General features: G+C 74.0%; 13 protein-coding genes. 10 read left to right on the forward strand and 3 right to left on the reverse strand.

Annotation, left to right across the window (positions count from 1 at the left end):
- Positions 1 to 12: 12 nt before the first annotated feature.
- On the reverse strand, positions 13 to 1,551 hold the full coding sequence (locus DB32_RS04255) for a trypsin-like peptidase domain-containing protein (RefSeq protein WP_053231136.1): 1,539 nt from the start codon (positions 1,549 to 1,551) through the stop codon (positions 13 to 15).
- Between the two features lie 140 nt (positions 1,552 to 1,691).
- Between DB32_RS04255 and DB32_RS49000 the strand changes: the two genes are divergently transcribed.
- The 8 genes from DB32_RS49000 to DB32_RS04295 all read left to right on the forward strand — a co-directional run bounded on the left by DB32_RS49000 (position 1,692) and on the right by DB32_RS04295 (position 7,721).
- Positions 1,692 to 2,498 carry a hypothetical protein gene (locus DB32_RS49000; RefSeq protein ID WP_205627023.1) on the forward strand — a complete coding sequence of 269 codons (807 nt, stop codon included), beginning with the start codon at positions 1,692 to 1,694 and terminating at the stop codon, positions 2,496 to 2,498.
- Positions 2,495 to 2,707, forward strand: coding sequence for a hypothetical protein (locus DB32_RS04265; protein WP_053231138.1), 213 nt, complete (start codon positions 2,495 to 2,497; stop codon positions 2,705 to 2,707). The genes DB32_RS49000 and DB32_RS04265 overlap by 4 nt, the downstream gene beginning before the upstream one ends.
- Positions 2,708 to 2,883: 176 nt before the next feature.
- Positions 2,884 to 3,417 carry a TadE/TadG family type IV pilus assembly protein gene (locus DB32_RS04270; protein WP_157068706.1) on the forward strand — a complete coding sequence of 178 codons (534 nt, stop codon included), beginning with the start codon at positions 2,884 to 2,886 and terminating at the stop codon, positions 3,415 to 3,417.
- Positions 3,411 to 4,328, forward strand: coding sequence for a hypothetical protein (locus DB32_RS04275; protein ID WP_053231140.1), 918 nt, complete (start codon positions 3,411 to 3,413; stop codon positions 4,326 to 4,328). The genes DB32_RS04270 and DB32_RS04275 overlap by 7 nt, the downstream gene beginning before the upstream one ends.
- Positions 4,325 to 5,092 (forward strand): Flp pilus assembly protein CpaB, encoded by a 768-nt coding sequence (gene cpaB / locus DB32_RS04280; protein WP_053231141.1) that lies wholly within the window; start codon positions 4,325 to 4,327, stop codon positions 5,090 to 5,092. Before DB32_RS04275 ends, cpaB begins: the two co-directional genes overlap by 4 nt.
- Positions 5,093 to 5,105: 13 nt before the next feature.
- On the forward strand, positions 5,106 to 5,954 hold the full coding sequence (locus DB32_RS04285; RefSeq protein ID WP_053231142.1) for a type II secretion system F family protein: 849 nt from the start codon (positions 5,106 to 5,108) through the stop codon (positions 5,952 to 5,954).
- Between the two features lie 4 nt (positions 5,955 to 5,958).
- Positions 5,959 to 6,861, forward strand: coding sequence for a type II secretion system F family protein (locus DB32_RS04290; RefSeq protein ID WP_157068707.1), 903 nt, complete (start codon positions 5,959 to 5,961; stop codon positions 6,859 to 6,861).
- Complete coding sequence (locus tag DB32_RS04295; protein WP_157068708.1) at positions 6,861 to 7,721, forward strand: FHA domain-containing protein; 861 nt, start codon at positions 6,861 to 6,863, stop codon at positions 7,719 to 7,721. The genes DB32_RS04290 and DB32_RS04295 overlap by 1 nt, the downstream gene beginning before the upstream one ends.
- 7 nt (positions 7,722 to 7,728) lie before the next feature.
- On the opposite strand, the gene DB32_RS04300 is transcribed toward DB32_RS04295, so the two are convergent.
- Positions 7,729 to 9,891 carry a serine/threonine-protein kinase gene (locus DB32_RS04300; protein WP_053231145.1) on the reverse strand — a complete coding sequence of 721 codons (2,163 nt, stop codon included), beginning with the start codon at positions 9,889 to 9,891 and terminating at the stop codon, positions 7,729 to 7,731.
- A gap of 197 nt (positions 9,892 to 10,088) precedes the next feature.
- Between DB32_RS04300 and DB32_RS04305 the strand changes: the two genes are divergently transcribed.
- Positions 10,089 to 10,964: a hypothetical protein gene (locus DB32_RS04305; RefSeq protein WP_157068709.1), complete on the forward strand. Its 876-nt coding sequence runs from the start codon at positions 10,089 to 10,091 to the stop codon at positions 10,962 to 10,964.
- A gap of 9 nt (positions 10,965 to 10,973) precedes the next feature.
- Positions 10,974 to 11,918, forward strand: a complete 945-nt coding sequence (locus tag DB32_RS04310) for a serine/threonine-protein kinase (RefSeq protein ID WP_053231147.1) — start codon at positions 10,974 to 10,976, stop codon at positions 11,916 to 11,918.
- A 47-nt stretch (positions 11,919 to 11,965) separates the two neighbouring features.
- Here DB32_RS04310 and DB32_RS44970 read toward each other — a convergent pair whose 3' ends face one another.
- A complete protein-coding gene (locus tag DB32_RS44970) occupies positions 11,966 to 12,106 on the reverse strand; it encodes a LuxR C-terminal-related transcriptional regulator (RefSeq protein ID WP_169791331.1) in 141 nt (46 codons plus the stop codon).
- Between the last annotated feature and the right edge of the window lie 160 nt (positions 12,107 to 12,266).

Here is a 12,266-nt window from a genome sequence, read left to right on the forward strand (position 1 = left end):
CCACCTCGGCGACTACTCTCGGTGCAGCACCGTGAAGAACGAGCGCTCGCCGCGCGCGACGCGCAGGAGCGCGCGGCCGTCGCGCGCCGCGTTCTCCACCTCGCCGGGCCCGCGCACCGCGCCGCGATCGGCCTCGACGATCACGTCGCCGCGTTCCAGCCCGGCGCGCTCCGCGGGGCTGCCCTGGCGCACTCGCGCGACCACCGCGCCCTGCGTTCCCGAGTGCCCGACCTCGCGCGCGAGCTGCGGCGTGAGCGGGAGCAGCGAGAGGCCCCACGTGCCGTCCTCGCGCGTCGGGCGCGCGTCGCGACCGCCGAGCTCCTGCGGCGTCGAGTCGCGCGGATCCGGGCGCTCCGCGGTCGTGAGCGAGAGCTGCACCGGACGTCCCGCGCGCATCACGTCGATGCGCACCGACGCGCCGATCGGACGGCGGAGCACGTGGCGCATCAGATCGCGCGACTCGCGGACCGGCACGCCCTCGACCGAGACGATCACGTCGCCCGACTGCACGCCGGCGCGCGCCGCCGGGCCGTTGGGCACGATCTCGTTCACCAGCGCGCCGCGCCGCGATCCGACGCCGAAGTCCGCCGCGAGCTCGGGCGTGAGCTCCTGGAACCCGACGCCGATCCACGCGCGCCGCACGCGGCCCTCGGCGATGAGCTGCTGCGCGACGCGCTCCGCCATGTCGGCGGGGATCGCGAAGCCGATGCCCTGACCGCGGCCGATGATCATCGTGTTGATCCCGACGACCTCGCCGTCGAGGTTCACCAGCGGACCGCCCGAGTTGCCCGGGTTGATGCTCGCGTCGGTCTGGATGTAGTCCTCGATCTCGTTCATCCCGATGCCGCCGCGGCCGGTCGCGCTGAGCACGCCCGCGGTCACCGTGGTGTCGAGCCCGAAGGGCGAGCCGATCGCGACGACCCACTGGCCGACGCGCTGCCGCTCCATGTTCGCGAAGCGCAGCGGAACGAGGTCGCGCGCCTGCACGCGCAGCACGGCGAGATCGGTCGCGCGATCGACGCCCGCGACCGTCGCGGGCAGCTCGCGCCCGTCCTGGAAGCGCACGCGGATGCGCGTCGCGTTCTCGATGACGTGGCGGTTCGTGAGGATCGCGCCGTCCGCGGAGATCACGAACCCCGAGCCGCCGCCCTGCACGATGCGCTCGTCGCCGCCGTCCTGCGGCATGCCGGGGATCATGCCGAACGGGAGCTGCTGCATCTGGTCGCGCGGATCGACGCGCGCCTCGACGCGGATCGAGACGACCGACGGCGAGATGCGCTCGGCGACCGCGGCGAACGCAGTGCCCACGCGCTCGGCGTCGGCGATCGCGGCCTGCGCCTGCGGCTGCGTGATCGGCGGAGGCTCGGCGGTGCTCTGCGGCTGCGTCGCGCGCGGTGCTTCCTGCGCGGAGAGGATGCTCGGCGCCGAGACGGCGGCGGCGCTGCCGCCGAGCGCGAGCGTGATGCCCAGCGCGGCGAGGCGTGCGCGGCGCCGGCGGGAACGCGTGCACCGGGCGACGGGAGCGTGGTCGTGGAGGATGGACGGCGACATGGGCTCTTCGTTCCGGGTTCGAGTCACGAGGGGGTGAACCTCCGTCTCTCGGCTCGTATTCGCCACCCTCGTCATGCGGGTGGGCACCGCCGCTCGATCGAGTGGGCATCCACGGCACGTGCGCTGCTGAGCGTGGCGCCATGCGACGGACCTCTCCTCCATGGACACGAGCGCTCTCGGACACGCGAGGGCAGCTCGGCATCGAACAACTGCTGCTCGTCGGCGCGCTCGCGGTCGCGGGCGCGATCGGCGTCGCTGGGCTGGGCGCCGCGACGAGCACGTCGTTCGTCGGCGACGCGAGCGCGCCGCTCGACGACAGCCGCGTGCCCGGCGTCGACGACGGGCTCGACGGCCGGCCGGGCGCGCCGGATCTCTCGACCGATCTCGGCGATCCCGATCGACGCCGAGACCGCGATCGCGATCGCGATCGAGACCGAGATCGAGACCGCGATCGAGACCGCTCGCCGGATCGCACCGACTCGCCGCGGTCCGGGCCCGACGATCGCGACGACGCACCACGCGCGGGCCCCGACGACGACCGAGATCGACCGCGGACGAACTCCGAGGTCCGTCGCTGGTACAACGATCGGATCGCGCAGATCGCGGAGCGCGATCGCGAGCTCGAGCGACGCGGCGCATCGCTCGAGGAGCGCGCGCGCGCCGCGTACGACGCGCGCCACGATGCGCGGATGCGCGCGCGGCGCATGATGGGCAACTGCATGTCCGTCGCGTTCCTGCAGCTCCGCGACATCTGCACGTACGGCCGGACGGGCGGACCCTCGTTCGACGATCTCGTGCGGCGCGGTCGAGGGCGCGGCCGCAGCGACGACGACGTGTACCAGGGGATCATCGACAGCTCGCAGCGCACGAACGAGCGCTTCAACGAGCACTTCGACGGTCGCCCACGACCGCGACCGGGCGAAGGCGACGAAGGAGAGGCACGATGAGGAAGTCGGCGTTCGATCGTTGGACCTCCAACGAGATCGTCTGGCGCACGACCGGCGATCTCGACTTTCCGTTCGCCGCCGAGCACGACGGGCACGCGCTGCGGCTGCGCCTCAACGACTTCCCCGACGAGCCGCTGCACACGCTCTTCGTCGACGGCCAGGACCTCGGCGACTTCGACGACTGGCCGCCGCGCTGGCGCCAGCCGTGACGCATCCACGACGAGCGGGGCCCGTGCTCCGCTCGTCGTGCTTCGTGCGCATGGGCATCGCGTCGCGATCGCCGTTGCCCACTCGATGCCCACCTCGATCGCGACGATGCCCACCCCGCGATCCGCACGATCCGCGTGGCACGCCGGCTGCGAAAGGGCCTCGTCGAGGTGCGGTGATGCGACGAGACGTCGAACGCTCGCTGCTGCGCGACACGCGCGGCGCGGCCTATGCCGAGGCGGTCCTGGTGATCCCCGTGTTCGTGCTGCTCGCGGGCGGCGTCGTGTACCTGCACGGCGTGCACGCGGCGCGCATGGACGCGTCGCTTCGCGCGCGCGAGTGCGCGTGGGCCTACGCGAACGGCGGCTGCGAGACGCTGCCGCCCGAGTGCCGCGAGACCGGCGGCGGCGCGGCGGACGACGGCGGTGATCCCGCGCTCGCCGACGCGGTCGCGTCGGTGCAGGAGATGCAGAGCTCCTTCCCGATCCCCGGGCTCGGCTCCACCGGCGAGGCGATCTTCGGGCGCACCGTGCGCCTCTCCGCGACCGCGACCGCGCAGAGCACGCCGCTCTTCCCGGCGCCGCCCCGCGAGATGGAGGCGAGCGCGCTCGGCGTGTGCAACGAGCGCGAGCGCACCATCGAGACGGTCGCGCGCGACGTGTTCTGCAGCGCGGTGTCGAGCATCGGCCTCGGAGGGCCGCTCGGATGCTGACGCTCGCTGCGCGCGTCGATCGTCGCGGGCTCGCGCGCCTCGCGATCTACCTCGTCGTGGTGTGGGCGATCGGCATCGTGTGGTGCCTCGGGCGCGTGCGCGCCGACGTCGACGAGGCGCTGCTCGGGCTCGGCGCCGATCTCGCGCGGCTCGATCGCGGCGCGCTGCTCTCGTCGGAGGTGCTGCAGCTCAACGGCGCGCGTCTCCGCATCACGACCGCGATGCACGACGCGTCGCTCGAGGACGTGCTCGACGGCGCCGACGCGCGATGCCGCGAGCGCGACGGACGGCTCGAGGAGCAGCTCCAGGAGACGCTCGGTCGCGAAGGCGAGGCGCTCTCTCCGGTGGTGCGCGCGCAGGGCGAGACCCGCGGCTACGTCGCGTGCTTCGGCATGCGCATGGAGATGACGCCCGAGAGCGTCGCGCTGCTCGCGCAGCGCTTCCTCGACACCGGCGATCTCACGGCGATCGGCACGCTCCACTACGTCTACGCGCGCGCGTCCGAGACCGGCACGCACGTCGTCACGGTCGAGAGCGCGGGGCCGGTGCGGCCGCTCGAGATGTTCCCCGCGGAGGGCGACGCGCCGGGCGCGGATCCCACGATCGTCTCGCGCCCCGCGGGGCTGCGCAGGTTGCTCTCGGCGAGCGTCGAGGCGCGGCCCTACGGCATCGCCGCGTACTCGGTGACGCGCGACGCGGACGACGTGCTCGACGAGTACCGCGCCGATCTCGCGCGGCGCGGATGGAACGAGCACACGCACGCGGCGTGGTCCGACGCGCGCGGTGAAGGATCGATCGTCGCCGAGCGCGACGGTGCGGTGGTCGCGGTGATCGCATCGCGTGACGAGGCCGGCGAGATCGCGATCGCCGTGCTCACGACGCCCACGAACGAACAGGAGGTCTCCCCGTGAAGCTCCGAGCGCTGCTCCTCTCTCTCCTCGTCGCGGGCATCGGCGCCGCGCTCTGCTTCGCCGCGTTCGCGCGCGTGCGCCGCGAGGCCCAAGGCGGTGAGCCGGTCCGTGTGGTCGCGGTCACGCGCGACCTCGCGCCGGGCGCGGTGCTGACGCGCGACGTGCTCGCGGTGCGCACGATCCCGCGCGCGTACGTCGAAGAGCGCCACGTGCCCTTCGAGGACACCGAGACCGTCGTGGGGCTGCGCGCGGTGAGCGCGCTGCGCGCCGGCGAGGCGCTGCTCTGGAACGACGTCGACGACGAGGCGATCGCGGCCGCGCGGCTCGCCGCGGTGATCGGCGAAGGCCGGCGCGCGGTGACGGTCCGCGTGCACGCGACCTCGGCGTTCACCGGCCTCTTGCGTCCCGGCGATCGCGTCGACGTGCTGCACTTCGCGCCGCGCCTCGGGAGCGAGGAGCGCGTCACCGCGCAGCTGCTCGAGAACGTGCTGGTCCTCGCCGTCGCGGGCACGCTCGATCCGAGCTCGCCCTCGCGCTGCGGCGCGACCTCGGCGCAGCAGGTCACGGTCGCGGCGACCGTCGACGAAGCGCAGCGCCTCGTGCACGCGCAGTCGACCGGCGACCTGCACCTCGTCCTGCGCAACCCCGACGACGTCGAGCCCATGCTCTCGATGGGCGATCCCGTGACCGACGCCGACGTGCTCGTCGCGGCGGAGCGACGCCGCCGCCGCGCGCGCAGCGACGTGCCCTCGAGCATCCGCTGAAGGAGCAAAGGCGATGGACCGCAACCTCGTGCTCGGTGTCGCCCTGCTCGCGGTCGGGGTCGCGATCGCGACCTACTCGACGCTCGTCGATCCCGACGCGCTCCCCGCGCGCTGGTGGCGGGCGCGCGAGGCCGCGCTCGCCGGAGATCTCGCGTTCGTGCGCGCGAAGGTCTCGGCGCGGACCGTGCTGATCGCGCAGGCGATCGGCGTCGTGGGCGCGCTCTCGCTCGCGATGGTGAGCGGACAGCCGCTCTTCGTACTGGTGGTGCCGTTTCTCGTGATCGGGCCAGCGCTGCACCTCCAGAAGGCGCGCGCCGCGCGCGTCACCGCGGTCGAGAGCGACGTCGAGGCGTGGCTCACCGCGATGGCGAGCTCGCTGCGCACCGACGGATCGATCGGCGGCGCGCTCGCCTACGCGTCGCGCCTCTCGACCGGCGCGATGTCGGAGGAGCTCGAGGTGCTGCTCGTCGAGTGCGAGCTCGGCGCGACGCTCGACGACGCGCTCCGGCGCCTCTCCGAGCGCATCCGCAGCCCGATGATCACCGGCGTCGTCGCGCTGCTGCTGGTGGGCCGCCGCACCGGTGGCGAGCTGCCCGCGCTGCTCGAGAGCAACGCGCGACAGCTGCGCGAGATCGCGCGCCTCGAGGGCGTGATCCGCAGCAAGACCGCGGAGGGCAAGGGCCAGATCTGGGTGCTCGGCGCGCTGCCGCTCGCCATCGCGCTCGCGCTGCGCGCGCTGAGCCCGGGGTACTTCGACCCCCTCTTCGAAGGGCTCATCGGCGGGATCGTGCTCGCGCTCGCGATCGCGCTCTGGCTCGCGGCGATCTTCACGGCGCGCTCGGTGCTCGCGCTGGAGGTGTGACGTGATGACGACCTCGCTCGCATGGCTGACCTACGGGCTCGCGCTCGCCGCGATCGGCTTCGTGCTCGCGTCGATGCTCGTCGCCTCGGAGCCGCCGCTCGCCGACGCGCGCGCCGGACATCGCGGGATCCTCCGCGCGCGCAGCATCGCGGCCGGTGGGCTCGTGCGGTGGATCGATCCGATCGTGCGCCACGTCGCGGCATGGCTGCCGTCGTCGCGCCTGGGATCGCTCGGGGTGCGCGCCGAAGAAGCGCTGGCGCGCGCGGGCTCGCCACACGGATGGGTCGCGTCGGAGCTCGTCGCCGCGTCGATCGTGCTCTCCGCGATCGCCACGCTCGGCGCGCTGCTCGCCTGCGCGATGGTGCCGCGCGTGCCGATCGCGCTGGTGCCCCTCGCGACGATGGTCGGTGCGGCGCATCCGCTCTCGATCCTGCGCGAGGCGCGCGCGCATCGCGAGCGCACGATCACCCGCGCGCTCCCGGGATGTGTCGAGGTCATGGCGCTCTGCATGAGCGCGGGCATGGACTTCGTCGGCGCGGTGCGCACGACGCTCTCCGACGCGGTCGCGGCGGGCACGCCGCTCCACGACGAGCTCACGCGCATGCTCGAGGAGCTGCAGCTCGGGTCGACGCGCGGCGCTGCGCTGGCGCGCCTCGGAGAGCGCGTGCCGACGCGCCCGGTGCGCGATCTCGTGAACGCGGCGCTGCGCGCGGAGGAGAAGGGGAGCCCGCTCGCCGACGCGCTCGCGGTGCAGGCGTCGGTGCTGCGGCAGCGCCGCGGCGTCGCGGTGGAAGAAGCGGCGGCACGCGCGAGCCTCGCGCTCCTCGCACCGCTCACGTTGGTGTTCGGCGCCATCATGCTGCTCGTTCTCGGGCCGATGGCGCTCTCGATCGCGGAGGGACTCTGATGCGCATCCGAGCTCGGGCTCACGTGGACTACGAGGACGGCACGCGCGACACGTTCGAGCTCGCGCGCTCGCCGATGACGATCGGGCGCGCGCCGACGTGCGACGCCGCGCTGATCGGAGCGCGACGTGTCGAGTGGGAGCACGCGCGCATCGAGCTCACGCGCGACGCGGTGTGCCTCACGCCGCTCGCGACGCCGGACGAGACGCCGGTGCGCACGCCGTATGGACGCGCGGTCGCGCTCGGCGATGCGCGCATCACGTTCGAGCGCGTCGAGGGGCCGGGCATGCGCGCGTACTGGATGCGCGGGCTCTCGGTCGCGGTCGCGACGGTGATCGTCGCGTCGCTCGGCACGCTCGTGATCGGGCGGCGCGGTGCGCGCGCGGCGGCGGAGGAGGACACGCCGAGCGCGTCGCGCCCTGCGCTCTTCGACGACGACCACGTCGCGTCGTGCGATCAGGAGGAGCGCGCGGGGCGGCGCACGCTCGAGCTCTCGCTGGCGGCGCGCGCGCTGCGCGAGCAACGCGCGTTCGACGTGCAGGACGGAGTGCGCGCCGTCGAGACCTTCGCGCGCGCGGCGGCGTGCGCCGAGCACGTGGGCGACGCGCTCGGCGCGGACGCGCTGCGCGCCGAGGGCGACGCGCTGCGCATGGAGCTCGAAGAGCGCGCGGCGAGGTTGATCGCGCGGGTGCGGCGAGCGCGACAGCGCGAGGACGTGGAGGCGGAGCGCACCGCGCTGCGCTCGCTGCTCGACCTGCTCTCGCATCGCGACGACGCGCTGACTCAGGAGTACGTCGCGCGGGCGCGCACGCTCGAGGCCGAGGCGTCGCGGACCTCGCGCTTCCCGCGGCTCGGGCGCTGACGTTCGCTCAGCGTGTGAGGGCGACCGCGAGGATCACGATCGCGATCGACACGCCGATCGCGATCGTGATCACACGCCGCGCGCGGAGCGCGTCCTCGGAGGCACGCACCAGCGCGCGCGCGTCCTCCGGCCACGCAGGCGGCGCGCCTCCCGCCGCCGCGAGCTCGTCGAGCTCGGCGCGCGTGAGCAAGAGCGCGCGCGCACGACCGCTGCGCGCCCAGCGCTCCGCGGCCGCGAGCACGGTGCGGTGCACGTCGGGCTGGGTCGCGATCCACTCGGCGAGGCGAGGCCAGGCGCGCACGAGGCCCGGGTGCGCCAGCGTGATGGTCTCGCCGTCGCGCGCGAGGATTCGCTCGTCGACGAGGCGCTCGACGAGGGCACTGGCCGCATCGCCGAGCCCCGCGACGAGCCGCTCGCGCGCGATCGTCCCCGCGTCCGCGGTGCGTCGCAGCACGGCGCGCGCAAGCCCGAGGTCGGCGTCGGAGAGCCGCGCGACCCACGCCTCGGCGTGCGCCGCGAGCGCGCCGACCGCGCCGCCGATCGCGTCGTAGTCCGCGCGGGTGAGCGACGTGCCTTCGCGGCGCTCCCACAATCGTTGGAGCACCAACGAGACGATCGGCAGGCTCGCGCTGCTCGCGGCCGCGCTCGTCTCCTCCACGAGCACGTCGACGATGGTCGCGTCCTCGGCCTCCGCGCGATCGAGCGAGCGCGTGATCGCTTCGTGCAGCGCGGCGCCCGCGAGCGGCCGGACGCGCGTCGTCGCGGTGCTCGGGTCGCCGGTGATCGTCTCGTCGCGCGCGACCACGACGATGCGCACCGGCTCCGCGGGATCGCCCACCGCGCGCGCGAGCGCTGCGCCCAGCAGGCGCGTCTCGTCGCGCTCGCTCGACGGATCGTCGAGCGGATCGATCACCAGCAGGACGCGCTTGCGCAGCGCGGTCGCGAGCCGTCCGAGCGCGAGACCGAGCGCGCCCGGAGACGCGCGCAGCCGCGCCTCGAGGTCACGATCGTCGCGCCCCTCCGAGGCGTCGGCGATCGCGCGCGCGATGCTCGCGAACGGGCTCGGCCCCGGCTCGACCACGAGCACGTGCCAGCGCTGCGTCGCCTCCAGCCTCGGCACGAGCCCTGCGCGCACGAGCGACGTCTTGCCCACGCCCGCGGGACCGACGACGCGCGTCAGCGGCTCGCGCTCGACCCGCGCGACGAGCTCGTCGATCTCGCGCTCCCGCCCGCGGAAGACGTCGGCGTCGCGCCGCTCGTAGGCGGCCAGGCCGCGGTACGGCTCGCGCGTCGCGAGCGTCGGCGCGAGGCGCGCGAGCTCGGTCGCGATCTCCGCTGCGCTCGGTCGCGCTCCGGGATCGCGCGACAGGCATCGGAGCACGAGCGCCGAGAGCTCCGGGGGCACGCGCGACGGGAGCGGCGGGAACGGCTGCTCGCCGTCGAGGCGCGCCATCAGCGCGACGGGATCGAGGCCCGCGAGCGGCTGCTTCCGCGCGAGCATCTCGTAGAGCACGAGCCCGATCGCCCACGAGTCGGTGCCGCGCGCGTCGCGCCCTTCCCACTGCTCGGGCGCCATGTACGCCGGCGTGCCCGCGATCGACGCGTCGGGCGAGCGCGAGATCGCGGAAGGGCGCAGATCGAAGCGCGTGAGATCGTCGGGCGCGACCGGGCCGTCCTCCTCGACGAGCCGTGCGATGCCGAAGTCGAGCACGCGCACGCGATCGTCGTGTCCCACCACGACGTTGCTCGGCTTCAGATCGCGATGGAGCAGCCCGACGTCGTGCGCCGCCGCGATCGCGCGCGCGATGCCCTCGGCGAGCTGCGCCGCGCGGCCGATGGTCGGGGGATCGGCGCGCAGCAGCTGGTGCAGCGTGCGGCCGTGCACGTACTCGAGCGCGACGTAGGGACGACCGCCGTGCTCGCCGACGTCGTAGACCGTGATGACGTTCGGGTGCGAGAGCGACGCGGTCGCGCGCGCCTCGAACGTGAACTGCGCCCGCGCGCGCGCCGAGCCCACGAGCGTGCGCGAGAGGAATTTCAGCGCGGCGAGGCGCCCGAGCTCGACGTGCCGCGCGAGGTAGACGCGACCCATGCCGCCCGACGCGATGGGACGGAGCACGCGGTACGGCCCGACGATCGCTCCGACCTCGGAGCCCTCCGCGACGCTCATGCGGCGCGAGGATGCCGCGTCGATGAACGCGTGCCCAGGGGGTCATGCGCATGCGCATGGCCGATGCCCGCCGCGATGCGCATGCGCATCGCTCGTCCGGGCTCGCGGATCGCGCGGCACGCTCGCTGCTCCGCGCGTCATCGATGGACACCGACCACACGAAGCCACGCTCGCTCCGACGCGACACGCGCGGAGCGATGAGCACGCAGCAGATCATCATCACGACGTTCGTCGCCGTCGCAGGCGTGACGACGATGGGCTCGCTCGGCTTCGCATCGAGCGAGGCGTTCGTCGGCGAGGCCGGCGAGCTCGACGACTCGGCGATCGCGGGGCTCGACGACGGGCTCGGCGCGCCCGACCTCGACGGCGCGTTCGTCCCACCCGGCGTTCCCGATCCCGATCGTCGTCGCGACCGAGATCGCGATCGTGATCGAGATCGAGATCGTGATCGCGACGGCCCGCGCGATCGTGGGCGCGACGCCGGTGTCGATCGCGGCGCGCCCGACGCCGGCGCCGAGGAGATGGTCTGCAGCGCGCGCGACCGTCGCAACCCGCGCAGTCGACCCGCGAACGGCAGCCAGGGCCAGCAGGTGCCGACGGTGAGCGACTACTACAACCCCGCGGCGATCGGGCACCACCCCGGGCAGCCGAACTTCTACTCGGTGCCGACGCGCAACGGCAGCGGACCGAGCGTGTGGGTCTCGACGATCCCGATCGATCAGTCGGACTTCGAGGACATCGTCGACGGCTCTCCGGGCCGCACGTACGTGCTCAGCGGGACGCACGGCTCGGAGGACGGCGAAGGGCCCGGCGCGTGTCGCAGCAACGGCATGCCCGCGAGCGGCGCGAACGGCATCCACGAGGGTCAATTCCTCGACGAGGATCGCCAGCGCTGGTCCGGCACGCCGGGGGTGGTCGTCGAGGACGCGTCGAGGCTCTCGCAGCGCGCGGTCGCGAACCGCATCCGCCAGCTCGTGCGCAACCTCGGGCCGAACGATCGGATCGTGCTCGCGTGGTGCTACAGCGAGCGCAACACCGGGCTCACCAGCATCCTCGAGAACGGTTGTCTGTAGAGTAGGTGGGTGCACGAACGGCTCGTTCCCGGCGCGACGCTCGGCGGCTACGTCGTCGAGCGTCATCTCGCGCGTGGCGGCATGGCGGACGTCTATCTCGCGCGCGATCGCGCGAGCGGTGCGCACGTCGCGCTCAAGGTGATCGCGGCCGACGTCGAGGTGGTGCAGCGCGAGCTCGAGCACGAGGCGCGCGCCGCGACGTGCGTGCGTCATCCGAACGTGGCCGCGACCATCGCGGCGGGTGTCGACGCGGGACGTGCGTTCCTCGTCATGGAGCACGTCGACGGCGTCTCGGTGCGCGATCTGCTCGGCGCGCTGACCCGCGTCGTGGTGCCGATCGCGGTGCGGCTCCACGTCGTCGCGGGCGCGGCGCGCGGCCTCGACGCGGCGCACGAGGCGCGCGACGCGCGTGGCGCACCGCTCGGTCTCGTCCACCGCGACGTGAGCCCGTCGAACCTGCTGCTCGCGCGCAGCGGCGAGGTCCGGGTGATCGACTTCGGCATCGCGAAGACGCGCGAGCGCGCGACGCAGACTCGGCTCGGCGTGCTCAAGGGGAAGCTCTCGTACATGTCGCCCGAGCAGGCCGCGGGGGCGCGGCTCGACGCGCGCAGCGATCTCTTCTCGCTCGGGATCGTGCTCCACGAGCTGCTCTCGGAGCGGAAGCTCTTCGCGGCCGCGAGCCCTGCGGAGCTGCGCCGTCTCGTGGTGCGCGCGGAGATCCCGCCGCTCCCTGCGCACGTCCCCGCGCCGATCGCGGAGCTCGTCGCCGCGATGCTGCAGCGCGATCCCGCATCACGCCCTGCGAGCGCGAGAGAGATCGCGGAGACGCTCGAGCGCGCGCTACGAGGCGACGAAGCGGCGCAGCTCGCGCCGATCGTGGACGCGCTGGTCGATGGGCGCGCACACGAGGACGCGCTCTACGACGCCGCGACGCGGATCGACGAGCTCGACTGAGCGGACCGGCTCCGCTCGCGCTGCTCCTCGCGGATCCTCGATCACCCTCAGCCGCCGAGGCAGCGCGAGACGAGCTCGGTGCGCGAGCCCACACCCGCCTTCCGGAGCACCGACGACACGTGGAGCTCGACGACCGAGATCGATCGGTGCCACGCCGCCGCGATTTCCTCGTTCGACGCGCCGCGCACCGTCGGCGCTTCGCGACGCGAAGCGACTCCCGTGCTCGAACATCGCGTCGGGGCCACCGAGGTCGTGCTCCACGCGCTCCAACATCGCGGCGAACGCGTCCCACGAGACGCGGCGCTCGGGCGCGCCGATCGTCCCGAGGTCGAGCCCGCGCGCCAGCCG

The sequence above is a fragment of the Sandaracinus amylolyticus genome (genome assembly GCF_000737325.1).
GTDB classification, from domain to species: domain Bacteria; phylum Myxococcota_A; class Polyangia; order Polyangiales; family Sandaracinaceae; genus Sandaracinus; species Sandaracinus amylolyticus.

Coding starts and splice junctions, on each gene's coding strand:
- DB32_RS04255 (WP_053231136.1), bottom strand. CDS start 1,551: ATGTCGCCGTCCATCCTCCACGACCACGCTCCCGTCGCCCGGTGCACG.
- DB32_RS49000 (WP_205627023.1), top strand. CDS start 1,692: ATGCGACGGACCTCTCCTCCATGGACACGAGCGCTCTCGGACACGCGA.
- DB32_RS04265 (WP_053231138.1), top strand. CDS start 2,495: ATGAGGAAGTCGGCGTTCGATCGTTGGACCTCCAACGAGATCGTCTGG.
- DB32_RS04270 (WP_157068706.1), top strand. CDS start 2,884: ATGCGACGAGACGTCGAACGCTCGCTGCTGCGCGACACGCGCGGCGCG.
- DB32_RS04275 (WP_053231140.1), top strand. CDS start 3,411: ATGCTGACGCTCGCTGCGCGCGTCGATCGTCGCGGGCTCGCGCGCCTC.
- DB32_RS04285 (WP_053231142.1), top strand. CDS start 5,106: ATGGACCGCAACCTCGTGCTCGGTGTCGCCCTGCTCGCGGTCGGGGTC.
- DB32_RS04290 (WP_157068707.1), top strand. CDS start 5,959: ATGACGACCTCGCTCGCATGGCTGACCTACGGGCTCGCGCTCGCCGCG.
- DB32_RS04295 (WP_157068708.1), top strand. CDS start 6,861: ATGCGCATCCGAGCTCGGGCTCACGTGGACTACGAGGACGGCACGCGC.
- DB32_RS04300 (WP_053231145.1), bottom strand. CDS start 9,891: ATGAGCGTCGCGGAGGGCTCCGAGGTCGGAGCGATCGTCGGGCCGTAC.
- DB32_RS04305 (WP_157068709.1), top strand. CDS start 10,089: ATGAGCACGCAGCAGATCATCATCACGACGTTCGTCGCCGTCGCAGGC.